The following is a 25300-nucleotide window of genomic DNA, read 5'->3' on the forward strand; positions in this document are numbered from 1 at the left end:
GCTGGCGTCGCGCCCGAACGCGACACCTTTGCCTTCCCGCTCAATAGTGTCGGTGGTCTGGGCTGGCGTCGGCCGCATGGATCTGCACAGTGCCTTGGCGTCTGACCTGCGGCATTACCTCCAACGATCTCGGGAGCGTGTTCTCGGTTCTCTGGACAGGTTGACCGAGTACGACCTCCGCCGGCCGATGACGCCCACAGGCACCAATCTGCTCGGGCTGGTCAAGCACCTCGCCGGTATCGAGTTCGGCTATCTGGGAGACTGCGTCGCCCGGCCCTCGGCTGTGCGGTTGCCGTGGGTCGAGGACGGGTCGATCGAGGACAGTGCTGACATGTGGGCCACGGCTGAACAAACCCGGGACGAGATGATCGAGCTGTATCGAGCCTCGTGGAAGCACTCCGATCAGTCGATCGATCGGTTGGGGTTGGCTGCCCCGGCGCAGGTCGATTGGTGGCCCGAGGAACGGCGAAACACCACCCTTGGCTCCTTGCTCATCCGCGTCGTCGCCGAAACCGCGCAGCATGCGGGACATGCCGAAATCCTCCGCGAAATGATCGACGGACGAGCAGGAGCTGACCGCGACGATACCGGCGATGCCGCCTGGTGGGATCGTCACATCGAACGAGTCCAGCGGGCCGCGGACAGTCACCGACAGCCTTTTCGAATCGACTAGCCGGCAGCGCGGCGATTCTTCGGATAAGCGAGAAAACGATCATATAAGTACCCATCACCGCTCTTGACCAAGTGAGTGTGACACATTTTCCACTAGCTCCGACGGTCGGTGAATGCCGTGGCGGAATGTTCTGCGCAGATTCGTCTCCGTCTGGCTTACTTCTGGCGAATGAGTGGCGTTGACACCGCTTTGTTGCCGGGCTTCATCCTGCTGGCCGTGTCGTTGCACTACCTCTTTGCGGAAGGGTTGACGCGCGCCCGCAGGGATGCGTGTCGAACGCAGGAGGGGGAGCATGGAGCTGCGTCATTTCCGGTACTTCGCGGCCGTCGCCGAGCAGGGCGGGTTCACCAAGGCCGCGGCCATGCTGTTCGTGTCACAGCCGACCTTGAGCCAGCAGATCCGCGCGCTGGAACGGGAACTCGGCGTGCCCTTGTTCCTGCGTGCCCCGGACGGGGTCCGGCTGACGGCGGCCGGGGAGGTCTTCTACGGGCACGCCGTGGCGGTGCTGCGGATGGTGGACGAGGCCGCCCGCGCGACGCGACGTGCCGGGGCTGAGCCGAGTGTGCTGCGGATCGGGTGGAGCCCGCCGATTCCGCGCGCGCTGCACGTGCCGATCGCGAGCGCGTTCTCGGCGGCCTACCCACACGTGCGGCTGTCGTGGCAGGAGACCAGTCTGCCCGATCCGGAACGACCACTGCTCGATGACGAGGTCGACGTCGCGTTGCTGCGGTGCCGGTGGACACCGAGCGGGTGCTGTGGGAGCCCATCGTCGAGGAGCCCTGCGGCCTGGCGGTTCCGGCGGGACACCGGTTGTGGGAACTCGACGCCGTCGACGTCGCCGATGTGCTCGACGAACCGATGCCGAACGTCGGGGACGCGGTGCCCGAGTCGATGAAACGGTGGTGGCTGCTGCCCGGATCGCGCAACGGCGAGTACCCGGAGGCGGTGGGAGAGCCGGTCGCGACCGTGACGGAGCTGGCACTGTCGGTCGTCCTGAACGGTGTCGTCTGCCCGGCTCCGTACCTGTATGTCAAGACCGCTGCCGTGCACGGGTTCCGTGCCCTGGAGTTGCGCGATGGCCCGTGCTCGTCCACCGGTATCGCCCGACGGCGCGACGACCGGCGCGCGCTGCCGCGGCGGTTCTGTGAGCTGGCGGCCCGCGTCGCGGCCGAACTGCCGTTATAGCCCTGGCCGATCGCCGCATAGGCACCACGACTTCGACGGCTGCCGGTATGCGGCCCGATCCTCGGAACGTCAGTAACGACGTCACGACGGGAGTTCACCGACCATGACCGGAATCCGGCACATCGCGCTGATCGCGGCGATGGTGGCCACGCTCGCCCTGGTCCAGCAGGGGCCCGCGCACGCGGGTACGGAGCTGTCCCAGAGGCTGTGCCAGAACAACCAGATCGGCACCCTCCGGGACACGAACCTGACCATGATCAACGGTCAGCCGGTGAGCTACGGCTACCGGGACTCGACGATCATCGGCCCCGGCGTCCCGCTCCAAGACGGAGATGTCGTGCGGATCCGGGCGGGCGGTTCGATCAAGATCGACTCGTGGCCATGGGGCCCGTCCTACTCGCCGGCGGGCCATCCGACCGAGCGCATGAGGACGTTCTGGGGCGGGATCTCGGCGCCGTCGTTCGGTCTCTACGGATTCTTCAACTCGACGGGGACCGCGTTCCCGATCGGGGGCGACAGCGGGTGCGTGATCTACCGCGGGCCGCAGACCTGGCTTTGGCTGCCGCAGAACGACGACAGGACCGTCGACAACAGCGGGCGGTGGGACATCACCGTCCGGATCTGGACCTTCTGACACCCCATGAAACGCGCTCTGGTGCTGCTGGTCACCGGGCTCGGTGTCTTCCTGAGCCTGGCCGCGGCGCCACCGGCGGCGGTGGACGACCAGTTCGTATACTCCGGCAACCAGGCGGCCGGCGGCTGGTTCACGGTCGACGTCCTGGCCAACGACACCCTCCGGGGCGATCAGGTCCGGACTGTCGAGCTGGTGTCCGGTCCGACGGACGGCGTGGTGGAGCCGACCACGCGCCCGGTCGGCTTCCGCTGGCGCAAGGGGTCTTCGCTGACCGCGCGGTGGAGCTACCGGATCGTCGACACGGCGGGGGCTCGAAGCAACACCGCGGTGGTGTCCGTGGGGGTGCGGCTCGGCCCGCTGCCGCGTGACGACAGCTATCAGGCGACGTCGGGCGTGCTGCTGACTGTCTCCGCGCCCGGCGTGCTGGCAGGAGACACCCACCCCGCGGGAGAGCGACTGACGGCGGAAGTCCAGGCAGGCAGGGGATTCACGGCGCGAGGGGGCCGGGTTGTCCTGAGGCCGGACGGCTCGTTCGACTACGCGCCGCCGCTCGACTTCACCGGAACGGACTCCTTCGGCTATCGGGCGGTGGATCCGCAGGCCGCCGCGGCCGACGCGACCGTGACCATCGTGGTCCGGCCGCGGGAAACCGTGCCCACGCACACGCATCCCCCTTCACCGACCGGCGATCAGTCGTCGGGCAAGCCGGAGGTCACCGTGCATCTGCACGGCTATCCGGCGGCCTGCCGGACCGGTCCCATCCTCATCGGTGGCAGGCGACTGGACACCTGGCTGGACGAAGCGCGGCAGGGGCGCGGCGGAGCGGCGGCATGGGAGTTCATCGATCTGCACGCGTTCATCCCGGACGGGCTGGCCGCGGGCAAGCGCACCGTGGAGTTCCGGTGCGCCGGGACCACCTATCCCGCGGGCACCATGATGCTGCCGACAGGCCCTGGCCTGACGACCTTCGAGCTGACGTGGAAATCGACCACCCCGCCAACCGGCGGGCAGGCCACGGAGACACCTGGTCCTCCGGAACCGCCCCCGGAGCCGCAGGAGCCACAGGAGCCGCGCGGGCCCGGGATCTTCGACATCCCGATCCTGAGCGAAATCCGGACCGATCTGCGGTCACTGGCGGAGAGCTTGGCGACGTCGGCGGCGATCATCGCCCTCGTTTTGCTGCTGGAGGCGGCGTTCCCGGCGGATCTGGTCAACAAGATCATCGAGTTCCTTCGGACCCCGAACATCCGAGAACGGCTGGAAACGGCGACACCTCGCACTCCCGGATGGGTGCGGACGCTCGGCTACGCGGCGCTCGGCGGGACGCTGCTGGTCTGGGCGGACGCGGAGATCAAGGCCGCCACGTGGGATTGGGGCGCCGTCCTGCTGAAAGCGGCGGTAGGGGCGGTTTCCCTGGTGTTGGTCGTTTCCGCCTACGAGAAGCCCAAGGACACCCTGCTCAACGCCGGCCGTGGACGCGGGCACCTGCGCGCGATCTGGCTGGGGTTCCTCGTCGCGGCAACGCTGGCCACCCTGTCCCGTTTCCTCGGCTCGCCCGTGCCCTACGTCTACGGACTGGTCGTTACCTTCATCGCGGTCGGAGCGGCGTCGAAACAGGCGCAAGGACGGGCGACCTTGGGTGGCGGGATCGCCGTCCTCGTGACCTGCGTCGGGCTCTGGGTGGCTTTCGCTCCCCTCGTGGTCGCAGGGCGGGACGCCGGTCCGAAGTCGCCGGCCTATGAGAGTGCCTTCGCGATCTGCGTCGTCCTGGCCGCGGGCATCCAGGTGGTCGTCTTCGGACTGCTCCCGATCAAGCCGCTGGACGGGTACGCGTTGAAGGACTGGAGCAAGGTCGCGTGGTGGGCGCTGTACGCTCCCACGGTTTTCTTCTACGTCCACGTGGTTCTCAGAAGTGTGCACCCGGCCGTCGATCAGGATCCCTCCGACGAGAGGATCTTCGTGGCGTCGTGCTTGTTCGTGCTGGCCGGTGGGGCGAGTTTCCTCCTGCGCCGGATCAAGGCGGTGTCCGATTCATCCTGAAACAGTGATGACATCGAATCATGAAAGGGAACCCCATGCCGATCCGCTATTTCACCGACCGGCCACCGATCGTCCAAGGACTCGAATGGACGCCGTCGACAACGGCGATGGCACCATCGCCACCACCGGTCCCAGCTGCAACGGAGAAAATCTCACCGCCGGTGCGTGGCTGATCCCCACCCTCGTTATGGCCTCGACCTCCGCCGAGGTGCAGAACCGGTACCAGGAACTTCCAGCAGACGGCCCCTTTCAGTACACCCTCACCGAGGAGACGACCATCCCCGTGACCGGCTACGTGCGTAAGCCCACCACGTTCGAGGAACTGCTGCTGAGCACTACGACGACGCCGCAGGACGTCCGAGCGTTCTTCGGCGAAACCCACGACGCGAACCGGTTCTCGCTCAGTTTCGTCGGCCGCGACGAAGCGGCGAACTTCATTCTCGTTCTGAACGGCCGCGATCTCCCCGGCAACGGACAGGAAGTGGTGTATACCAACCCCGGCGGGTTTCTCCGGGCCGAGCGCCGGGGCGATGGAAAGACCGTCGGCATCGCGTGGGCGCCCGAATCACTCTCCGCGGACCCGCAGTTCGAGCAGGCCTGACCACCGGAGCAACGAGGCCCCTCAGGGAAGGGGCTTTTCCACCCAAGGCCGCCAAGGTCTTGCCGGAAGGCACCGACAACAGATCACCTGCCCGCCCGTTCTCGACCTTGTTCAGTCGCGGGCGGCGGACAGCTCAGGTGGCCGCGATCTTCCGCAAGGGCCGCTGACGAGATCGCTGCTCAAGCACGCGAGATCGGCGCTGAATCACGTGTGTCGTCCGTCTTGGTACAGGGCCGCCGCGCGGTGGCTGGGGCATGATCGACTCATGCGCGTCTTGTCGGAGAGTCAGCTCGGTGCCGTCCTGGCGGGCGTTCCCGCGTCGCAGCCCCGGGTAGTGGTGAGTGGGAACTTCGCCACGCCGATGCGGGCGCTGAAGGTGCTGGACACAACACTGGCGGAGTATCGGTTGTTCGCGTTGAACGCGCAGGCCGGGATGCCCGATCGCGAGGGCGTGCTGCTGGAGACGCCGTTCGTGGGTGCGGGGATGCGTGGCCGCGCCGGGCTGCGGTACTTCCCGTCCCGCCTTTCGCTGGTGCCTCAGCTGCTCAAGCACGCGCTGCCGCCGGATGTCGTCCTGTTGCACACCTCGGTGCCGGTGGACGGCGTGGTGTCGCTGGGCACGGAGGTGAACATCCTGCCCGCGGCCGTCGAGGCGGTGCGGGCCCGGGGAGGCCTGGTGATCGCGCAGCTGAACCCCACCATGCCGTTCACCTACGGCGACGGCGTCCTGCCGCTCGGGGAGATCGACTACGCCCTGGAGGCGGAGGAGCCACTCCTGTCGCCGGTCCCGCGACCGGTGGGGGACACGGCACGGACCATCGGTGAGCGGGTGGCCGGACTGGTCGCGGACGGCGCGACCCTGCAACTGGGCATCGGCGGGATCCCGGACGCGACCCTGGCCGCGGTGACCGGACGACGCGGGCTCGCGATCTGGTCGGAGATGTTCAGCGACGGTGTGCTCGCGCTCGACCGCGCCGGGGCACTCGATCCGGCGGAACCGGTGACGGCGTCGTTCGTGTTCGGCAGTGCCGAGCTGTACCGGTGGCTCGACCGTAACCCCCGGATTCGCTTGCTGCGCACGGAAAAGACAAATGATCCCGCCGTGATCGCCCGGCAGCGCGGCTTGGTGTCGGTGAACAGTGCCCTCGAAGTGGACCTGTTCGCGCAGGCCAACGCGAGCCGGGTGCGAGGGGCGATCTACTCGGGATTCGGCGGGCAGACCGACTTCGTGGTCGGGGCGTTGCATTCACCCGGTGGCCGGGCGATCATCGCGCTGCCGTCCTGGCATCCGAAGGCCGACGTCTCGACGGTCGTGCCCCGGCTGGCCGGACCGGTGACGTCGTTCCAGCACAGTTTCCTGGTCAGCGAACACGGCGTCGCGACCATCTGGGGCAACGACGCGAGCGAGCAGGCGCAGCAGATCGTCGACCACGTCGCGCATCCGGCTGTCCGGGAAGAACTCGTGACGCGGGGCAGGGAGCTGGGGTTCACGCTGTCGCGCGGCGAGTAGCGTCAGGGGAGGACGTTTGCGAGTCTGTCCAATCCGTCCCCGTCTTCGACGCGCCGGTCGTGTCGGCGCCCGCCGTCAGTCGATCGCCCGCCGCTTGGAGGAGACCGCCGACGTCCTGACGGCCGAGACGTAGGCCCTAGGGCCATTCACGAACTTCTCTGGGCCACGCGGACGGGTTCCTTCGCGTGGGAGGCGTAGTGGGCGGTGACGATCGCCCCCGACATGGCCAGGATCAGGCCTGTGACGGTGAAGGTGGTGAAGCCGTCACGCACGCGGTCGTCGAGGAAGGCCAGGCCGATGACCGAGGACAACGCCGTGTTCGTGGTGAACATGATCGCGTTGACCGCCGTCGCGCCGCCCTTCTGCAGGGCGAGGGCGAACGCGACCGCCGCGGCGAGGCCGTTGAAAACCATTCCCCACACGGCCGGTTCCACCAGCATCGCCCAGCCCGCGGACGGAAGCTCCAAGGTGCGCGCCGAGACGCCGACCATGCTGAAGCCGACTCCTGTCGCGAAGCCGAGCACCTGCGCGGCCCAGGGGCGATCGAATCGCCTGAACCACCAGGCGATCGCCCCCACGACCAGCGCCATCGCGGGGAGGACCCAGCGCCACGCCGCCGGGAGGACCTTGGCCGGGCCCGGCTGCGCCGACAGACCCAGCAAGATCAGGCCGACCGCTCCGACTCCCAGCGCGGCCCAGCCCTGTGCCGCCAGCCGGGTGCCCATGAAGGCGGAGATCGTGGCCGTCACACCGACGCTGAACGCCAGCACCGACTGGACGAGGAACAGCGGCAGCCGATGCAACGCGGCCGCCGCGCAGGCGAAGCCGATCAGGTCGACGCCGATGCCGAGGAAGTAGATCCACTGGCGCCGCAGGTTCACCAGGTCGAGCGCGCTGCCGCCGAAAGCGCCCGCGCGACGGACGCCGATCGACTCCAGCACCGAGCCGCCACCCGAGGCCAGCGCCGCCAGCAGCGCGAAGACGTATCCGACGATCACCCTCGCAGTCTCTCAGCCACGCTCACCTCTCGATCATCGGAGTCCGGCGGTGTCCTGCCACGATCGGGCGAAGCCGCGCGGCCGGCCCGCTCGGTATCGCGTCACTGGGCCGGACGGCCCTTCACCGTGCCCGTCATGGCGGAGAACGACGTCCTCGCCGGGACCGCGGCGCGGACGCTGAGCCAGTCACAGCTCTTGAGACTTTCGTCGTCCCGAATTGTCCATTGGGGCAGCGGTGAACGGCCGTCGTTGCCTTGAAGGACTGCTGTTCGCTAATTTGGTGTTCGTCGCACGTAAGTATTTTGCGCTGCTGTTCTCCACTTCCGGGGGAAGGAATCCGATGGTGTCTGCCGTGGCGGACCATTCGTCGATCTCGCCGAGGCGAGCACGGTTCGTGCGGAACTGGACCGGCAGGCTGGTCGCGTTCGGCGAGTTCATCGACGGCTACGACCTGCTCGTCATCGGCGCCGCCGTGCTGTTCCTCAAACCGTCGTTCCACCTCACCACACTCCAGGTCGGGCTCGTGACCGCGGCGGCGTTCGTGGGTACGGCGCTCGGCCTGGTGGTGTTCGGCGATCTGACCGACCGGTTCGGCCGCCGGGCGATCTTCATGATCAACCTGGTGTTCTTCGTGGTGGCGTCCCTCGCCGCCGCGTTCGTCCAGGACGTGTGGCAGCTGGTCGCGGCGAGATTCGTGCTCGGTGTCGCCGTGGGCATGGACATCCCGACCTCGCACGCGTTCCTCACCGAGATCGCGCCCAAGTCCCGTCGAGGCCGGGTCGCGGGCAGCCTGCCGAACCTGATGTGGCTCGGTGGCGCCATCACGTCGGTGCTGCTCGCACTGGCGCTCCAGCCGTTGTTCGGCAACGAGACCTGGCGGTGGTTGTTCGGTTTGGCGGCGGTTCCCGCGGCCGCGGTGTTGGTGGCGAGGCAGTTCTTGCCGGAGTCGCCACGGTGGCTGCGTGCGCGCGGCCGCGTGGAAGAGGCGAAGCAGGTTTACGACTCGCTCGGGCTGGAACCGCCCGAACAGGAGGTCCTGGAGAAACGGCGCTACCGGACGCTGGTCTCCGGCGGGGCGTGGCGGCGCTTGGTGACGGTCACGGCGTTCTTCGCCATCCAGGCTTTCGGCGGCGCGGTGGCGACCGTCGCGGGACCGTTGATCATCAGCAGTACCGGCATCGGGGTGTCCAACACACTGCACTTCTCCCTGCTGGGTTTCGTCGTGGGATTGATCGCGGTGGGCGCGGGCGCGCTGGTCATCGACCGGATCAACCGCCGTTGGCTGGGGGTGTGGACGTGCCTCGGGGTGTTCGTCGCCGGGCTGGGCATCGCGTTCACCGGCGACCGGCCCGGTGCCGGCCTGGTGATCTTCTGGATCTTGTACGCCATGCTGACCTGGCTCGGCCCGGGAGTGCTGTCCTGGGTTTGGAGCACCGAGGCGTTCCCCACCGCGTTGCGAGGCCTCGGTTCCGGTATCGCCCAGTGCGTGACCCGGCTCGCGATCGCGCTCAACGTGTTCCTGGCGCCGATGCTGCTGCAAAGCCACGGCATCACGGTTGTAGCGTGGTACGCCTGCGCGTTCCTGGTCAGCGCGTTGATCGTGCTGGCGTCGCCGTGGCTGGCCACCACCGGTGTCGAACTCGAGGAAGTCAACGGCGTCGAGTCCGGGGAGCCAGCGCGAGAGTGAAACAGCCACGCCTCAGCGGAACCCAGCCGCGCCAGGCCCGGCAGGCCAACACGGCCGCCGTGCTCCAGTTGCTCGTCCAGCGCGGTCCGCTGGCGCGCAGCGACATCGCGAAGGAGCTGTCCCTCAACCACGGCAGCGTCAGCAGGATCATCGAGCCGTTGCTGTCCCTCGGGATCGTGCGGGAACTCGGCGAGCGGTCCACCGGGCTCGGCAGGCCGAGGGTGCCTGTCGAGCTGGACCCGTCCAGCCGGTACGCGGTCGGCGTGCACCTCGGCCTCGAGCGGACCACGGTCGGGCTGACCGACCTTGCCGGTCGTTGTGTGCGGACAGTCACCGAAAACCGCGATCCGGCGGACAGCGCGGCCACGGTGCGGCGGGCCGCCGAACTGGCCGCCGAGATGGCGGTCCGCGCTCCCGGCCCGGTGCTGGGCATCGGCCTGGCCGTCGGCGGCGAGGTGGACCGCGCGGCGGGCCGAGTCGCCCGCAACGACGTCCTGGGGTGGGTCGACGTCGAGGTCGCCGAACGGTTGCGCGAGCGGACCGGGCTCGAAGTCGTGGTGGACGCCAACGTGTGTGCGCTGCTGGGCGCCGAACTCACCTTCGGGGCAGGGCTGGGCCAGCACAGCGTGCTGTACCTGTTCGTCGGCAACGTCGCGGAGATGGGGTTCCTCGGCCGACCGGCGACGGGGCCGGACAGCGTCATCCAGGGCGACTTCGGCCGCATCCTCGTCCCAGGCCTCACCGGCGGAGGCCACGCGCGCTTCAGTGAGGCCGGGACCGACGTGGCACTGCTCGCCGCGGCTCGATCCGCCGGACTCGCGGTGACCTCGCTGACCGACCTGATCCGCCTGGCGGACTCGGATCCGGTCGCGATCGGGCTCCTCAAGGCACGCAGCGTCCAGGTGGCTCAGGTGGCCGACACGATGTACGACCTGATGCGGCCGCGCATGATCATCCTCGGGGGCAGCGGCGCGCCGTCGGGCCGATGGCTCGAGGCGGTGCGCGACAGAGTCGAGACGACCCCGCCGCGGTCGCTGGTTCTCCCGCGTTCCGGCGACGACCCACTCGTCACCGCGGCGGCGGGACTCGTCGTGCGTGCCTTCTTCACCACCGGAACCGCCAGGGAAGGGGCGTGGTCATGAGTGATGTGGTGGTACTCGGTGGCGCGGGTGGTATCGGCGCGGCCGTGGTGCGTGCGCTGCTGGCGGAGGGGCGACAGGTGGCGGTGGTGGACATCGCGCCACCGCCACCGGACCAAGCCGGCCTGCGGTGGATCCGGGGCGACGCGACCGACCCGGCCGAGATCGGCGCCGCCTTCGACGCACTCGGCAACGTGACCGGACTGGTGCATTGCCTGCTGAGTGAGCATCGCGCTCCCTTCGCCGAGCAGACGACGGACGCGCTCCGCAGGGTGCTGGACGTCGGCGCGGTGTCCGCGTTGGAACCGTTGCAGCAGCTGGCCGAACGTGCCGGTGGGCGGCCGTGCGCCGCGGTGTTGGTCAGTTCGATCCACGCGGGCCTGGCCTGGGGCGGGCAGGCGCCGTACGCGATGGCCAAGGCCGCGTTGGAGGCACTGGGCCGCGCGGCCGCCGTGGAACTCGGGCCGCGCGGGCTCCGGTGCAACATCGTCCGGCCCGGGTTCGTCATGGTGCCCCGTAACGCGCGTCGCTGGCAGGACACGGCGATCCGCGACGCGCTGACCAAGCTGCAGCCACTCGGCGAACTCGCTCAGCCGGACGACATCGCGCGTGTGGTCACCTTCCTGCTCGGTGCTCAGGCGGGCTTCGTCTCCGGTGAGACCATCACCGTGGACGGCGGGATGACCGCCGTCCTGCCCGAGCCTCGGTGAAGTTCCGAAGAACGGCTCGGTTGTCACCCGCCCGCGCGCAGAATCTGCGAGGTGGGTTCGTCACGTGGATCATGGGGACATTCCCGCCGCCGCAGCATCGAAGGGGTCATGATGGCCAAGCCCGACGTCGCCGAGCAGTTCGTCCAAGTCCTGGTGCAGGCCGGGGTGGAACGGATCTACGGCGTGGTCGGCGACAGCCTGAACCCGATCGTCGACGCCATCCGCCGTACCCCGGGTATCGACTGGGTGCACGTGCGCAACGAGGAGGCCGGCGCGTTCGCCGCGGCCGCCGAGGCCCAGCTGACCGGACGGCTCGCGGTGTGCGCGGGCAGCTGCGGACCCGGCAACACCCATTTGGTACAAGGTCTTTACGACGCGCACCGCACGGGCGCCCCGGTACTCGCGCTCGCCTCGCACATCCCGTCCGGCCAGATCGGTACCGGGTTCTTCCAGGAGACCCACCCGGAACGGCTGTTCGTCGATTGCAGTGGCTATTGCGAGCAGATCAGCCGCCCGGCCCAAATGCCGAGGGTGCTGCGGATCGCCATGCAACACGCGCTGGCCCGCGGTGAGGTTTCGGTGCTGGTGCTGCCGGGCGACGTCGCGCAGCTCGAGGCCGAGGCGCCGACGGGGAGCGGGGCGCCGGTCACCGAGCACGGGACGGTCGTGCCACCCGAGCCTCAGGTGGCACGGCTCGCCGAGCTGATCAACGAAGCCGAAACCGTCACCTTGTTCGCCGGGGCCGGGGTGCGCGGCGCGCACGCCGAGGTGATGGAACTCGCCGAGGCCGTCCAGGCGCCGGTCGGCCACAGCCTGCGCGGCAAGGAGTGGATCCAGTACGACAATCCCTACGACGTCGGCATGAGCGGCCTGCTCGGCTACGGCGCCTGCTACCGGGCCATGCACGACGCGGATCTACTGGTCCTGCTGGGCACCGATTTCCCTTATGACTCCTTCCTTCCCCAGGCAAGGACGGTGCAGATCGACCACGACGCGACCCGGCTGGGCAGGCGCACCCCGCTGGAGCTGGCCGTGCACGGCGACGTGCGGGAAACCTTGCGGGCCGTGTTGCCGCTGCTGCGGCGCAAGACCGACCGGGCGTTCCTGGACCGCATGCTGCGCGACCATTGCAAAGCGCTGGAACACGTCGTCGACGCCTACACCCGCGACGTGGAGAAGCACGTCCCCATCCACCCGGAGTTCGCCGCGGACCTCTTGGACGAACTGGCGGCGGACGACGCGATCTTCACCGTGGACACCGGCATGTGCAATGTGTGGGCCGCCCGTTATCTCACCCCCAACGGGCGCCGCCGGGTCATCGGGTCGTTCCTGCACGGCACCATGGCGAACGCGTTGCCCCACGCGATCGGCGCGCAGTTCGCCTACCCGGGGCGGCAGGTGGTGTCGATGTCCGGTGACGGGGGACTGGGCATGCTGCTCGGCGAACTGCTCACCGTCGTCTTGCACGACCTGCCGGTCAAGATCGTCACGTTCAACAACTCCTCGCTGGGCATGGTCAAACTGGAGATGCTGGTCGACGGTCTGCCCGACTATCAGACCGACCATCGCCCGGTCGACTTCGCCGCGATCGCGCGCGGTGCCGGCCTGCATGCCGAGCGGGTGACCGAGCCGAGCCGGCTGCGTTCGGCGCTGGAAACCGCGCTGAGTCACGACGGCCCCGCGCTGGTGGACGTCGTGACCGACCCCAACGCGCTGTCCGTCCCGCCGCGTATCACCGCCGGGCAGCTGGGCGGATTCGCGCTGGCCGCGAGCAAAGTCGTACTCGAAGGCGGCGTCGGCCGGATGATCGACCTCGCACGGGCCAATCTCCGCAACATCCCCAGGCCATGAACCACCGGACCGATGTCCACAAGGGACAGTAGTCCCCTTTGCGGTCACCGCTGCTTGCGGCCCTGGTTGAGCAGATCGATCACCTCGGCCACACGGCTGTTCCGGGTCTCCTCCTTCTTCGCGCCTTGGATCCACGCGACGTACTCCCGTTGGTAAAAGCCCGACAAGCTGTCGAAGAACGACTTCGCCGCGTCGTCGGCTCGTAGTGCGCCCGCCAGGTCGGCGGGCAATGCGGCGTCCGGACTGTCCCCTGGCTCCAAGACGACATGCACGTCGTCACCGGGGCCGATACCGGACGATGCCCTCAAGGTCTTGTTGACCGGAAAGAACCAGGCGCCACCGCGGCTCCCGAGTGATCCTTCGAAACCCGTCCCATTGAGCGACCCGCGGACGAAGTGCCGTTGCTTCTTCCCCCACACTTCCGACGGGTCGAACGGCAGCCTTATCCGGACATGGCCGCGTTGATCGGCTTCCAGGACGGCGTCGAACTCACGGCGGTCCATCAACCCCTCCTCATGACATCGGTTTCGCGACCAAGCTTGGAGCGTTCACCGAAGACGGTCAACCCGGCCGGACCAAGCGCAGTCTCGAAGAAGGAACGGGCCGCCCATCGGTCGAGAGTTGAATTCCTCGAAACCGACGGGGACTTGGGGAGGAGGCCCGAAGGTCATGCTGCCGAGCACGCAGGTGAAGCGGGTCGCAGAACAGTGGGTGGACGCGATCAATTCCGGAGACGTGGACGCTCTGGACGATATCGTCGCGCCGGACGTGGTCGATCATTCCGGCCTGACCGCCGGACACGGCGACGGTTGTTACGGGTACAAGCAGTTGGTGCAGAAGTTGCTCAGCAGCCTTCCCGGCTACTCGTCGCAGGTCGACTCCATCGAGGTGCAGGGCGATCTGGTGACGATCAAGCAGACCGGTAAGGCACCACCTCCCGCGCATTTCTCGGCCTTGCTGGCACCGGAGGCCGCCGATCTGGATGCCGCGGGAAAGATGGATTTCAAGGTCACCTCCGTCGTCCGGGTCAACGACGACGGCCAGATCACCGAACACTGGGCGGTAGAGGGGCCGTTCGGCCGGAAGAGCACCCCGGACGACTGGAGTCCGGGCCCCTCGCCGACGGGATCACCTGAAGCCAACAAGTCGTTCATGCAGAAGTACGTGAAAAACGTCATCGACGCGATGGCGGCGGAGAATGCCCGCTACTACATGGCGGAAAACTTCTACAACCACGACCCGGCGCCCGGCGAGAAGCACGGTCTCGACGGAGCGATCGAGTTCATCTCCAGTATCTTCACCGCGTTCTCCCAGTTCCGCACCACACTCGAGGAGCAGCTCGCCGAAGCCGACATCGTCGTCGGGCGATGGTCGCAGACCTTCGTGAACACCGGCCCCTATCTCGGTTTTCCGGCAAGCGGGAAACAGATCCACATCGGCGGAATCACCATCACCCGAGTGCGCGACAACCGGATCCTCGAAGAATGGGAAGCCCGGGACGCGTTGAGCCTGCTGAACCAGATGGGCATTCCGTCCCCGTTCGGGGCGCTGGAAGACGACACGCTTCCGGCGACCGAGGACCCGAAAGAACTCGCCCGCCGATTCTTCTACGAGGTGTGGGACACCGGCGACCTGACCGTCGCGGACGCGATCTTCGCCCCGGACTTCGTCAACAGCAGTGTCGTCGCAGGGCAACGGCCCGGGGTGGCCGGAGTGAAGCAGCTCGTGCGGGCGTTCCGGGACGGATTCCCGGACTGTTCGGTGAGCGTGGATCTTCAGACGGTGGAAAACAGCCGGGTGGCGACGCGGTACACGTTCCGCGGGACGCACCGCGGGACGTTCCGGGGGCTGAAGGCCACCGGGAAGCCGGTCGAAGTCAGCGGGATCAGCATCCATTCGGTCGCGGGTGGCGAGATCACCGGCCATTGGGGCTTCTTCGACGACGCGAATCTGCTGTTCCAGCTCGGCCTCGTCCAGTATCCGGGCCAGGACCCGGGTCCGGGACCAGGCCCGAAACCCCCGGGTCCGTGGGACACGGCAGGGACCGCCGGCAAATGACCGGGCACACGTCCGTCAGTACCCCGACCGACGTGGTCCGCAGCCTGATCGACAACGTCTACCGGAGCCGGGACGCCGGTCCGCTCGCCGGACTGGTCGATCCCGCCGCGCGTGACGCGTTGCTCGACTGCGCTCGGGTGCTGGCCTTGCTGGCCGGCTTCCCGGACGGCAGGCTGGAGATCGAGGACTCGGTACAGGAGACCGATTCCGTCGTGCTCAGGCTCACGCTGCGCGGCACCCAGACCGGTCCCACCGCCGGGCGCGGGCCGACCGGTCAGGTGCTGGCGCTGCCGGTGTTCGGCAGTTATCGGGTCGCGAACGCCCGGATCGTCGACGCGTGGCAGGCGTGGGACACCAGTGAGGTCGGTGGCCCGCCGGGATCCCTCGCCGATGAGCCGCTGGTCGACTTGGACGAGATCCAGGGCAACGTGTTCCCTGGATTCAACAAGGCAAGGCTCGCCGTGGTGCAGTTCACGATCACTGACGTCGCGGCCGCCCGTCGAGCGCTCACCACGTTCGCCGACCAGGTCGCGACGGCGGCCGAGGTGCTGACCTTCAACCGGTTGTTTTCCGCGCTGCGTTCCCGGCGAGGCGCCGAGCCGGTGTCGTCGACCTGGTGCAACGTGGCGCTCTCGTACGCCGCCTTGCAGGCGCTCACCACTGGCGCCGAGCAGTTCGCCGACGCGGGTTTCCGGGCAGGCATCCGATCCCGGATGGCGACGGCGGGCGCCGACCTGGCGTCCTGGGGTGACGGCGACAACGCGGACATGCTCCTTCTCGTCGCGTCCGACGATAAGGACAAGCTGCGCGCCCAGGTGGCCGAGGCGGTCAAGCTGCTGGCTCCCGGCTTCCGGCCGATCGCCGAGGAGTACGGAGCGAGGCTCACCGGAGACGCCGCGGACGACGAGCCGTTCGGTTTCCAGGACGGGATCTCGCAACCCGGTCTGCGCGGCCGCAGATCCGACCTTCCGTGGGAGCCGCTGACACCTCGGCAGGACCCCGCGCGGCCGAACGAGGGCAAGCCCGGGCAGGTACTGGTTTGGCCGGGTGAGTTCATCTTCGGCTACCCGGCACAACCCTCCAGCGGCACCGGCCCGCCGATGGCGCGTACTGAGGCACCCGGCTGGGCACGCAACGGGTCCTTCCTGGTGTACGGCCGGTTCCGGCAGGATCCCGTCGAGTTTCGCCGCTTCACCGGCGCCACCGCGCGACGGCTGGCCGCCACCGAGCCGGCACTCGCCGGGCTGACCGAGGAACGGCTCGCCGCACTGCTGGTCGGCAGATGGCGCAGTGGCGCGCCCACGATCCGGGCGCCCGAGGTGGACGACCCGGTGCTGGCCGTCGACCGTCGCGCCAACAACGACTTCGCCTACCGGTCGCCGCGGCAAGCGAGCGACGGCTTCCCACCCGCGGCACCCGACCCCGACGGGCTGGCCTGCCCGTACGCGGCGCACATCCGGAAGAGTTACCCCAGGGACGACCTCGATCCGGCCGAAACGCAGCGGCATCGGATGTTGCGCAGGGGCATCCCCTTCGCGTCCTCTGTGGACGATCGGGACCAGGGGTTGCTTTTCCTGAGCTACCAGACCTCGATCCGGCGACAGTTCGAATTCGTCCTCGAGAATTGGCTGGCGAACCCGGGGTTCCGGGTGCCGGACGCGGGAGAAGACCTGATCGTCGGTCCGGCGTTCACGGGCAAGCACGTGTTCGGCCTCCGAGTGCGCGACGGCGATGGGGTCCGCACGATTCCGCTGGAGCCCGAACGACCATGGACCACGTTGACCGGCGGCGGTTACTTCTTCGCGCCGTCGATCAGCACGTTACGACACCTCGGTGAGGAATAGGCCGACACCGACAACGTGGAAGGTCACCATGACGCAGCCAGCCGACCAGAACACGGCGGCCACCCGGACGGATCCGCTGATCCGGCAAACTTTCCGGACGCTCGTGAACGCGCCCGCCTTCTTCGCCTTGGCGCACTTCGACTACGGCGTCGGTGCGTCGTTCCCGCCGGCGAAGGGCGCCGGTCCCGTCGCCTTCCGGGTGTTGCGAGGGACCCTCGAGTTCAACGCGGAGGGCGTGGTCACCAAGACCTCCGCGGGGAGCCGCACCGCACAGGACATCCCCGCGGGCCAGACGTTCACGGTGACGGTGGACGACCAGTTGGTGGTGCCCGGCGACGTCGTGCACAGCGCCCGCACGGTGGGGAAAGGCCCGGCCCGCATCCTCGGGCTGGCACTGTTCGCCGGTGAGCCAGCCCAGCAGTTCCCGCCGGGTATCACCTTCGAGCCGCTGAGCCTCGGTCCGGTCACCGCGCTGCCCGCCGCGCCTGCCACCGCGTCGGCGCGCAGGTCCACCATCGTCAGCGGGCAGCACTGGACGTCCGGCGGTTCCGACGGCCCGCGCATCGTGCACGTCGAGTCCGGCACGGTGACGGTGACGCTCCAGTCCGGGACGGGAATCGTCACCCGCGCGGCGGACCCACTCGGCCGGTCCGCTCCGCTGATCACCGGACAGCCCGCTCAGCTGTATGCGGGTGACGGCGCGCTGCTGCAACCCGGCGGTGTCCTCGACCTCGCGGGTGACAACGCGAGTGTGCTCGACGCCGACGTCAGCGGTGGTGGCTCCACGCAGGAAGCCGACAGCGTGGCGCTCGTGCTCGGCTACGCGCGGGACATGTCCGACGGCGCGATCGGACAGCTCGCGACCCGCTACTTCGCGGATTCCTACGTTCTGCACGACGCGGTGTGGGGCGAAGCCGTCGGCCTCGCCGGTGTCGCGGGCCTCGTCAAGGCCGGAAACACCGTGTTCTCCGGTTGGTCGGCCCGGATCGAGGACCAAGTCGCCCAGGACGATCTGGTGGCGACGCGGTGGGCGTTGACCTGCGTCCACCAGGGCAAGCAGGTCAGCATCCCGGGGATCACGATCACCAGGGTGCGCGAGGGCAAGATGGCCGAAGGGTGGGAGGCCCCCGACGTGAACGATCTACTACGGCAGACGGGCGCGGCGAGCGCGCCCGGTGAGCTCGACGCCGACGGCGGCGGCAGCGACAACGTCACGGTCGCCGCCGGCCGGTTCATTTACGACCTCTGGAGCGCCGGGGACCTGGCCGCCGTCGACACCTTGTTCGCCCCGGACTACACGAACCACACGCCGCTGGCCGGGCAGCGGCCGGGCAGGGACGGGGTGCGCCAGTTCATCGGCCGGTGGCGCACCGCGTTTCCCGACGTCAACGTCGCCGTCGATCTGCTCGTCGTCGATCGCGACCGGGCCGTGGTCCGCTGGACGTCCCGGGGCACGCAACGCGGGGGCCTGATGGGCATCCCGCCGTCGGGCCGGTACATCACGCTGTCCGGCATCACGATCCTGGTCGTCCGGGCAGGCGTCATCGTCGAGTCCTGGCAGCAGTGGGACATCCAGCCGCTGCTCGCCGCGGGCGATCACTGAACAAAGGGGACGGTTGCCATGACCACTGCGGCGAACACGACAGTGCTCCAGTCCTTCGTCACGACAGTGCTGGACGGCAAGAATCTTCCGGCGGCGGAGAAGTTCCTGAGCCAGAACTTCCTGCACCACGACCGTGCGCCGGGCGAGGAGACCGGGCAGCAGACCGGTCTCGCCGGTACGAAAGCCTTTTTCACCAACACGGTGTTCGCCGCGTTCTCCCGGTTCAATACCACGTTCGAGGACCTGGTGGCCGAAGGGGACTTGATCGCGGGACGGTGGCGCCAGACGAGTGTGAACACCGGAACCTGGCTCGGCAGGCCCGCGACCAACGCCACCGTGGACATCGCGGGCATCTCGATCGTCCGCGTGCGCGACGGGCTGATCGTGGAGGAATGGGAGTCGAGGGACAGTGTCTCCATGCTGCGCCAGCTCGGTGTCTCGCTGCCGAAGCTCACGGTGCTGTCGGCCTCCGACGCGGCGGTACCACCGAAGTTCACCCCGGCGCCTTTCCGCGCCAATGGCTCCCTCGCTCCCGGAGGAGGATCGCTCGGCCTGATAGACCTCAAGGCGTTGGTCGGCAGTCTGTTCGCCGGCGTGTACAACAGCGGCAACCTCGGTCTCCTGCAGTTGTTGCTCGCCCCCGGCTATGTCCTGCACGACCCCACCGGCCTGCTGCCCGCCACCAGGAGCGGGCTCGCCAGTCTTGTCACGACCTTCCGCACCGGGATGCCGGACTTCGCCACCACGGTCGACCTGCAACTGGCCCAGGGAGATCGCGTCGTGAGCAGGTGGACCGGCCGGGGCACGCACAAGGACACCTTGTTCGGGATCCCTCGCACCGGCGTCCCGGTCACGGTGAGCGGCATCAGCGTCATGCGCGTCCGCGGCACCCAGATCCAGGAGGAATGGCTGCTCTGGGACCAGCTGTCACTGCTTCAGCAAATCGCGAAAGCACCGCTCTGACCGGCTTGACAACAGTTCACGTTTACCATAAACATGATGCATGCCGAGGCCGGTGGCAACCGAAGACGTCTTCCGCGCGGTGGCCGATCCCACTCGCCGGGCAGCGCTGGAAGCCCTCATGCGACAACGCGAGCTGCCGGTCGGCGCCCTCGCCGACGAACTGGGGGTGGGGCTGCCGATGCTGTCTCGCCACCTGGCGGTGCTCCGGGCGGCCGGTCTCGTCACGGAGCAACGCTCCGGACGACAGCGGCTGTATCGGCTGCGCCCGGAGCCGCTGCGCGAGCTGTACGACTGGGCGGCGATATTCGACGAGTTCTGGACCGAGCGGATCGGCGGCCTGCGGGCGTACCTCGACCGCCAGGCTGCCGACGAAACAGAGGGAAAATGAGCACATCGCGGGACATCACCGTCGACGTCGAGCTGCCGTACCCGCCGTCGCGGGTATGGATGGCGCTGACCGATGCCGAGGCGATGGCCGACTGGCTGATGCCGGTCGACGGATTCGCGCCGGTGGTGGGACGGCCGTTCACCCTTCGCGCCAAACCGATGCCCGGCTGGGACGGCGTCGTGCACTGCGAGGTCACCGTCGTCGACGAACCGCATGTGCTCGCCTACACCTGGCGCGGCAGCCGGATGCGCACCACCACGACGGTCACCTGGACCCTGGCCGCGGCCGACGGCGGGCACACGCGCCTTCGCCTGGCCCACGACGGTTTCACCGGACTCGGCGGCAGGTTCCTGGCGTTCATGCACCGTGGCGGCTGGAAGAAGTTCACGCACAACCGGCTGGTCGGCCACCTCGCACGCACCACGTCGAAGGACAACACCTGAGCTTGATTTCCGGGTCCTTGCCGGCGGAGAAGCCGTACAGGCACTGGGTTCACCGGACTGACAGCAACTCCGACACCGTGACGAACCGGTAGCCGAGTCCGCGTAGCCGCTCGACCAGCGGGACCACCGCCTGCCTGGTCGTGGTCCGGCTCTGGTACATCCCGTGCAGCAGGACGATCGAGCCCGGCCGGACGTGCTCGATCGTGTGCTCGACGATGCCGGAGACACTGGCGGCCACCTCGGGGTAGGAGTCCGGTTCGACGTCCCACATGATCGTCTGCCGGTGATGGTCGGCGAGGTATCGCGGTAGCGCCAGCAGCTTCTTGCCGTTGGGCGGGCGGAAGGTGATCTCGCCGCGGTAGCCGGCCCGGCGGATCAGCGCGTCGGTCCGCTCGATCTCGGTGGCCACTGTTTCGGCCGACACGAAGACCATCCGCTCGTGGGAGTACGAGTGATTGCCGAGTGCGTGGCCGGCGGCGGCGATCCGCGTGCCGAGGTCCGGGTGCCGCTCGAGTTCCCTGCCGGTCAGGTAGAAGGTGGCGGGCACTCCGGCGGTGGCCAGGCCGTCGAGAAGTTCCGCGGTGCCCGCCGGATCCGGCCCGTCGTCGAAGGTGAGCGCCACGACCTTGTCCGGCACGTCGACCCGGTGGGTGAGGCCGCCGTAGAACTGGAAGGTCCGTGCGTTGACCAGTAGGTCGAGGCCGTATGCCGACGCCGCCAGCACGACCGCGGCGATGAGGGCCGTCACCACGCCCTTGCGGGCACGGGGGGAAGTGGGGAAGACACGCATGAGGGCAGTCTGGCCAAGGGTGAAGGCAGCCCTGACGACGGGCTCGGGTTCACCAGGGGATGACGTCCTCGAGGGAATCCGGGCCGCGGAAGACGCCGGACGGGCCGTCCGCGGGGACCGTCGCGAGCAGGACCGGAACGGCCGCGCCCTCGGCGACGGTGCGGTGCCCGCGCGGGAAGGGGGCTCCGGCGTTCTGGTCGGTCGGCACCATGCCGGGACTGACGGCGTTGACCTTGATGCCGTCGGCTCGGAGGGTTTCGGCGTAGAGCAGGGTCAAGGCGTTGAGCGCGGCCTTGGACGAGCTGTAGGCGAGGAATCCTTCAGTGGGCAGGGAAATTTCCGGATCGCTGAGCAGGGTGAGGGACGCGAGCCCGCTCGAGAGGTTGACCACGCGCGGGTTGGGGGAGCGGCGCAGCAGGGGCAAGCAGGCCGAGATCATCGTGACGACACCGAAAACGTTGACCTCGTACACCTCGCGCAGGTGCGCGGCCGTGAAGTCGGTGGTGCGCAGACCCCATTCGCTGGTGATGCCGGCGTTGTTGACCAGGACGTCCAGTCTGCCGGTCTCGGCCTCGATCGCCTCGACCGCAGCCGCTACGGACGCTTCGTCGGTGACGTCGAGCCGGACGGGCCGGATGTTCGGTCCGGCCGCGCCGCCCTGTTCCGGGTTCCGCGCACCGCGGTAGACGGTGAGTCCGTGCGCGGCCAGTCGCCCGGCGATCTCCTTGCCGATGCCTTTGCCGCCACCGGTGACGAGCGCGACTTCGTGGGGGTGCATGCCACCACCTCAGCCGACCGCACGCCGGAACGGAAGCACCGATCCGGTGTGCGGGCCCTACCCTGGCGGTATGCCGGATCCGGAGATCCGCGAACTGCGCTATTTCCGCGCCGTCGCCGAAGACCTGAACATCACCCGCGCGGCCGGCCGTCTCGGTATCGCGCAACCGCCGCTGTCACGGGCCATCCGCGGGCTCGAACGCCGGATCGGCGTGGCACTGTTCGACCGCACCGGCCGGCGGCTGGCGCTGACTCCCGCCGGGGAGACCCTGTTCGCCGAGTCGGCCAAGGTCCTCGCCGCACTGGACGTAGCCGTTCGCCGGACGCGGCGGGGCGGGAACGCGCTCGTGGTGACCGCCAAACCCGGAGTGGCCACCCGGCTGCTGCACCGCGTCCGCGAACGCTTCCAGGAGGATCCGGCCGCGGCGGAGATCCGTGTGGTGGTGAGCGGGTTCGGTGAACAGGCCGAGCTGGTCCGTGACGGACGCGCCGATCTTGCGATCGCCGCCTGTGTGGACGGCGAAGGCCTCGAAACCGAGCTTCTGACGACCGAACCGCGCGTCGCCGCGCTCGCCGCCGATCACGCGCTCGCCGCGCACGACATGCTCTGCGTCGCCGACCTGATCGCCGAGCCCGCCCCGCGATGGGCGGATTCGCGGATCGTCGAGCGCGGCTACTGGCTGGGCCATCCCGATCGCCGGTCCGACGGGCCGGTCGTGCACGACACCGCCCAACTGCTGGACGTGGTCTCTCTCGGGCAGGCCGTGGCACTGGTGCCCGCCTCGCTGGCCGCCGTGAACGTCCGCCCGGACGTCGTCTACCGGCCGGTCGGCGATGCGACGCCGTACCGGACCCTGGCACTCTGGCGCCCAGGGAGCCGGTCACCTTCGATAGCGAGATTCCTCAGGATCGCCGCCGAGCACGGATCGAACGCGGATCTCAGGTGATCCCCTTGGCGCTCATGACGTTCCCGCGTCACCCGGTCGTGCGGAAAATGGAGACGTCGTCCACGGTGACGGTGAGCGGCGCGTTGGTGGCCGAGCCGGAGAGGGTGGTGAGCAAACCCGCGTTTCCGGCGCCCTGAAGCGCGGCGGTCTGGTCTGTCACGGTTGCCTGCCAGCCGGGTTCGGTCGTCCCGTTCGCCCACACCTTGGCGCGTACGGTGGTCGGCGAGGTGCCGGTGACCTGGAGCCTGATCCGCAGCACGCTGTCGGGTTGGTAGGCGATCCCGGCGATCTGCTGGTCGGTGGTGAGCGGTATCTCCGCGCCCGTCTCGTCGGAGCGGCGGAGTCCGAGCCGGACGCTGCCGTCCGGGCGCAGGACGACCGTCGCCCGATAAGTGCCCGCGTCGTTCATTTTCCGCCCCACCGCCGAAACGTAGGCTCCGTTGCCGGTGGCGATCTTGTCGGTGCTGATCCGGGCGGTGAGATCGGTGTCGGTCGAGCGGATCCGGTTCAGGTACGTGCTGCGTCCCGCGCCGGCCACGGGCATCGTGATCCGGCCGGCGCCGCCGCGTACGGCGTAGTCGGCAGCGGGTCCGCCGACCCACCAATCACCACCGGCCTCCGCCGTGCCGAATCCGGCGGTCACCGTCCGCGCGAACGAGTCCAGACCGAGTGTCGAATCCGTGCCGAGGAAGTTCCGCGTCACCCGATCGGCGATCCTGTCGCCAGTGGTCAACGAGTACTCGCCGTCGAACCGGTAGTGGACTCCCAGCCACACCCGGCTGAGCTGGTTTTCTCTGGCTGCGTCGCTGAACGTGCCGAAAGACCGGGTGACGCCCTTTGCGAGCGGGTCGTCCGTGGTCGCCGTCCAGCCGAAGTTGTCGGTGCCGACGTAGCGCTTCATGACACCGGCCCACGCTCCGGCGAAGGACGCGTGGCCCGAGATGAACGCGGGGAACGGTGGCGAGAAGGTGGTGCCGTCGGTCCGCCGTGACTCGGGCCGCCAGTTCGGGTCGGGGTTGGTCGTGGCCAGCTTGATCGCGCTTTCCGGACGCCAGAGGTCGATGTCCGTCCGGAACTTCGCGTCCCAGGCGGCGATCGCGGCATCGGCGAGGGCGAGTGACATCAGGGCGAACAGCTTGGCATTGCCGAATTGGTCTTGCCCCGGCAGGAGCCGTGCGATGATCGCGGTGTGCTCGAGCAGTTGGCCCGGTGGCTTGTAGGTGCCGTCGAGATCGTTGGCCCAGAAGTGCGCGGCCTGGGTTTTGTCAGCGCTGCGTGAGGGTGAGTTGAGCTTGCCGACGTCGCGGACCTCCGCCACGTGCGCCTGATAGGTCGAGGAGGCGAGCAGCTCGCCGATGTCTTGTGCCCCTTCGGGCTGTGACGGGCGGAAGTGGTTCGGCGTGTCCATGGTGAACGGCCGGACGAGACCCCAGTTCGGGGTGAGCGCGTCGCCGGAGCCGGTCGGCCGCCAGTCGCCCGGCCGGGTGCCCGGGGTGTAGGGGACGGTTTCGTCCGAGCGGTCGTTCGCCCGGGTTACGACCATGACCGCCGCTGTCCGCTCGCCGATCGCGGCGCCTCTGTCCCGTTGCTCCTGGCTGACACTGTCGGGAATCGTCGACTGCGCCATCGCCAGCTTCGCGGTGAAGTCGACCGGGCTGCTGGGGTAGAGGCCGGTGAGGATCTTGTAGGCGGCGCGGTCGATGGCGCTGCTCGGGTCGGGAGCGGCACCGGACGGCGCGGGTACCCGCGTCAGATACGGCTGCCCGAGGCACCCGCTCGCGGTCGCACACCGCGCCGAGTTGGCTCCGTCGTAGACGGCGCCGTGCATCATGGCCGCCGACCTGGCCAGCCGTGTCGGTGCCGCGCTCTCACCGGTCAGACGCCGGAAGACGTCGAGCAGTACCTCGTTCCAGTACAAGACGTGGTCGATGCTCGGCGCCGCCACATCACGCGGAGTCGCGTTCGCCGCGGTGAACGGTGCGGAAACGCTGATGAGCAGGGCAAGACAGAAATACACCGTGACGCGACGCATCGTCGACGAGCCCCCTGAAAGGTCAGCGTGTGTCCCCGACAGCACACGACCCGAAAGAACAAGTACCCACGGTCCCTGACCGCACACTCACCGGCAAGACCCGAACAGGCGACGGTCTTGCGTCCGTCCGGCCGCTGAACTGGCGATCAGGTCGCGGCGGAGACGCTTGAGGACTCGGGCGCCGATTCCGTGCCGCTGGATGTCACCGCCTCGCCGTCATGAGAGTGCCGAGACGGGCTTAGCCAGACCTCGTCGCCGAGGTCGATGCCGCGTCGGAGCAGGGACGCGGGCCAGGGTGCCTTATCCACCCACCTCATTACTGTCCACTCAGGACACCGACTGGGTGACACGCGGAGAAGCGGTACTGCAAATGGAAGTGGCCGATTTCCCCTCGTGCGTGCGCACCAAGGGAAACCGGCCACGTCGG

23 protein-coding genes are annotated in these 25300 nt (G+C 68.6%); 18 read left to right on the forward strand and 5 right to left on the reverse strand.

Going from position 1 to position 25300, the window contains the following annotated elements; all coding sequences use genetic code 11:
* The first annotated feature begins 76 nt into the window (after nucleotides 1–76).
* From BS329_RS36640 to BS329_RS36670, 7 genes are all read left to right on the forward strand, one after another.
* On the forward strand, nucleotides 77–673 hold the full coding sequence (locus tag BS329_RS36640) for a DinB family protein (protein ID WP_076167618.1): 597 nt from the start codon (nucleotides 77–79) through the stop codon (nucleotides 671–673).
* A 292-nt stretch (nucleotides 674–965) separates the two neighbouring features.
* Nucleotides 966–1568 (forward strand): LysR family transcriptional regulator, encoded by a 603-nt coding sequence (locus tag BS329_RS43605; RefSeq protein WP_076167547.1) that lies wholly within the window; start codon nucleotides 966–968, stop codon nucleotides 1566–1568.
* A complete protein-coding gene (locus BS329_RS45660) occupies nucleotides 1565–1858 on the forward strand; it encodes a hypothetical protein (protein ID WP_158075864.1) in 294 nt (97 codons plus the stop codon). The genes BS329_RS43605 and BS329_RS45660 overlap by 4 nt, the downstream gene beginning before the upstream one ends.
* Before the next feature lie 103 nt (nucleotides 1859–1961).
* Complete coding sequence (locus tag BS329_RS36655; RefSeq protein WP_076167550.1) at nucleotides 1962–2492, forward strand: hypothetical protein; 531 nt, start codon at nucleotides 1962–1964, stop codon at nucleotides 2490–2492.
* A 6-nt stretch (nucleotides 2493–2498) separates the two neighbouring features.
* Nucleotides 2499–4532: an FGLLP motif-containing membrane protein gene (locus BS329_RS36660; protein WP_076167552.1), complete on the forward strand. Its 2034-nt coding sequence runs from the start codon at nucleotides 2499–2501 to the stop codon at nucleotides 4530–4532.
* An 85-nt stretch (nucleotides 4533–4617) separates the two neighbouring features.
* Nucleotides 4618–5133, forward strand: a complete 516-nt coding sequence (locus BS329_RS36665; RefSeq protein ID WP_076167554.1) for a hypothetical protein — start codon at nucleotides 4618–4620, stop codon at nucleotides 5131–5133.
* Nucleotides 5134–5398: 265 nt separating this feature from the next.
* Nucleotides 5399–6643 (forward strand): acetyl-CoA hydrolase/transferase family protein, encoded by a 1245-nt coding sequence (locus BS329_RS36670; protein ID WP_076167555.1) that lies wholly within the window; start codon nucleotides 5399–5401, stop codon nucleotides 6641–6643.
* A gap of 146 nt (nucleotides 6644–6789) precedes the next feature.
* On the opposite strand, the gene BS329_RS36675 is transcribed toward BS329_RS36670, so the two are convergent.
* Nucleotides 6790–7641: a DMT family protein gene (locus BS329_RS36675; protein ID WP_076167557.1), complete on the reverse strand. Its 852-nt coding sequence runs from the start codon at nucleotides 7639–7641 to the stop codon at nucleotides 6790–6792.
* 340 nt (nucleotides 7642–7981) lie between these two features.
* Between BS329_RS36675 and BS329_RS36680 the strand changes: the two genes are divergently transcribed.
* The 4 genes from BS329_RS36680 to BS329_RS36695 all read left to right on the forward strand — a co-directional run bounded on the left by BS329_RS36680 (nucleotide 7982) and on the right by BS329_RS36695 (nucleotide 13028).
* Nucleotides 7982–9328 (forward strand): MFS transporter, encoded by a 1347-nt coding sequence (locus BS329_RS36680; RefSeq protein WP_076167558.1) that lies wholly within the window; start codon nucleotides 7982–7984, stop codon nucleotides 9326–9328.
* On the forward strand, nucleotides 9325–10470 hold the full coding sequence (locus tag BS329_RS36685) for an ROK family transcriptional regulator (protein ID WP_244197436.1): 1146 nt from the start codon (nucleotides 9325–9327) through the stop codon (nucleotides 10468–10470). The genes BS329_RS36680 and BS329_RS36685 overlap by 4 nt, the downstream gene beginning before the upstream one ends.
* Entirely contained in the window at nucleotides 10467–11177 is a 711-nt protein-coding gene (locus tag BS329_RS36690) for an SDR family NAD(P)-dependent oxidoreductase (RefSeq protein ID WP_076167560.1), read from the forward strand. Before BS329_RS36685 ends, BS329_RS36690 begins: the two co-directional genes overlap by 4 nt.
* Before the next feature lie 111 nt (nucleotides 11178–11288).
* A complete protein-coding gene (locus BS329_RS36695) occupies nucleotides 11289–13028 on the forward strand; it encodes a pyruvate dehydrogenase (RefSeq protein WP_076167622.1) in 1740 nt (579 codons plus the stop codon).
* A gap of 44 nt (nucleotides 13029–13072) precedes the next feature.
* Here BS329_RS36695 and BS329_RS36700 read toward each other — a convergent pair whose 3' ends face one another.
* Nucleotides 13073–13531 (reverse strand): YdeI/OmpD-associated family protein, encoded by a 459-nt coding sequence (locus BS329_RS36700; protein WP_076167561.1) that lies wholly within the window; start codon nucleotides 13529–13531, stop codon nucleotides 13073–13075.
* Nucleotides 13532–13697: 166 nt separating this feature from the next.
* Here BS329_RS36700 and BS329_RS42160 point away from each other — a divergent pair, with 166 nt between their 5' ends.
* The 6 genes from BS329_RS42160 to BS329_RS36750 are packed head-to-tail and all read left to right on the forward strand — an operon-like array spanning nucleotide 13698 to nucleotide 20327.
* Nucleotides 13698–15086, forward strand: a complete 1389-nt coding sequence (locus tag BS329_RS42160; RefSeq protein WP_084750671.1) for an ester cyclase family protein — start codon at nucleotides 13698–13700, stop codon at nucleotides 15084–15086.
* Nucleotides 15083–16930 carry a Dyp-type peroxidase gene (locus BS329_RS36720; RefSeq protein ID WP_076167563.1) on the forward strand — a complete coding sequence of 616 codons (1848 nt, stop codon included), beginning with the start codon at nucleotides 15083–15085 and terminating at the stop codon, nucleotides 16928–16930. Before BS329_RS42160 ends, BS329_RS36720 begins: the two co-directional genes overlap by 4 nt.
* 28 nt (nucleotides 16931–16958) lie before the next feature.
* Nucleotides 16959–18533, forward strand: a complete 1575-nt coding sequence (locus tag BS329_RS42165; RefSeq protein ID WP_084750672.1) for an ester cyclase — start codon at nucleotides 16959–16961, stop codon at nucleotides 18531–18533.
* An 18-nt stretch (nucleotides 18534–18551) separates the two neighbouring features.
* Nucleotides 18552–19496 carry an ester cyclase gene (locus BS329_RS42170; protein WP_084750674.1) on the forward strand — a complete coding sequence of 315 codons (945 nt, stop codon included), beginning with the start codon at nucleotides 18552–18554 and terminating at the stop codon, nucleotides 19494–19496.
* A gap of 40 nt (nucleotides 19497–19536) precedes the next feature.
* A complete protein-coding gene (locus tag BS329_RS36745) occupies nucleotides 19537–19884 on the forward strand; it encodes an ArsR/SmtB family transcription factor (RefSeq protein WP_076167565.1) in 348 nt (115 codons plus the stop codon).
* Entirely contained in the window at nucleotides 19881–20327 is a 447-nt protein-coding gene (locus BS329_RS36750; protein ID WP_076167567.1) for an SRPBCC family protein, read from the forward strand. Before BS329_RS36745 ends, BS329_RS36750 begins: the two co-directional genes overlap by 4 nt.
* Nucleotides 20328–20376: 49 nt before the next feature.
* Here BS329_RS36750 and BS329_RS36755 read toward each other — a convergent pair whose 3' ends face one another.
* A complete protein-coding gene (locus BS329_RS36755; protein WP_076167568.1) occupies nucleotides 20377–21117 on the reverse strand; it encodes a polysaccharide deacetylase family protein in 741 nt (246 codons plus the stop codon).
* Between the two features lie 49 nt (nucleotides 21118–21166).
* On the reverse strand, nucleotides 21167–21895 hold the full coding sequence (locus tag BS329_RS36760; RefSeq protein WP_076167570.1) for an SDR family NAD(P)-dependent oxidoreductase: 729 nt from the start codon (nucleotides 21893–21895) through the stop codon (nucleotides 21167–21169).
* Nucleotides 21896–21965: 70 nt separating this feature from the next.
* On the opposite strand from BS329_RS36760, the gene BS329_RS36765 reads away from it, so the two are divergent.
* Nucleotides 21966–22841 (forward strand): LysR family transcriptional regulator, encoded by an 876-nt coding sequence (locus tag BS329_RS36765; RefSeq protein WP_076167572.1) that lies wholly within the window; start codon nucleotides 21966–21968, stop codon nucleotides 22839–22841.
* 28 nt (nucleotides 22842–22869) lie between these two features.
* Here the strand turns inward: BS329_RS36765 and BS329_RS36770 are convergent, their stop codons facing one another.
* Complete coding sequence (locus tag BS329_RS36770; RefSeq protein ID WP_076167573.1) at nucleotides 22870–24873, reverse strand: vanadium-dependent haloperoxidase; 2004 nt, start codon at nucleotides 24871–24873, stop codon at nucleotides 22870–22872.
* Nucleotides 24874–25300 lie beyond the last annotated feature (427 nt).

Origin of the sequence: Amycolatopsis coloradensis (assembly GCF_001953865.1) — a bacterium.
Lineage (GTDB): Bacteria > Actinomycetota > Actinomycetes > Mycobacteriales > Pseudonocardiaceae > Amycolatopsis > Amycolatopsis coloradensis.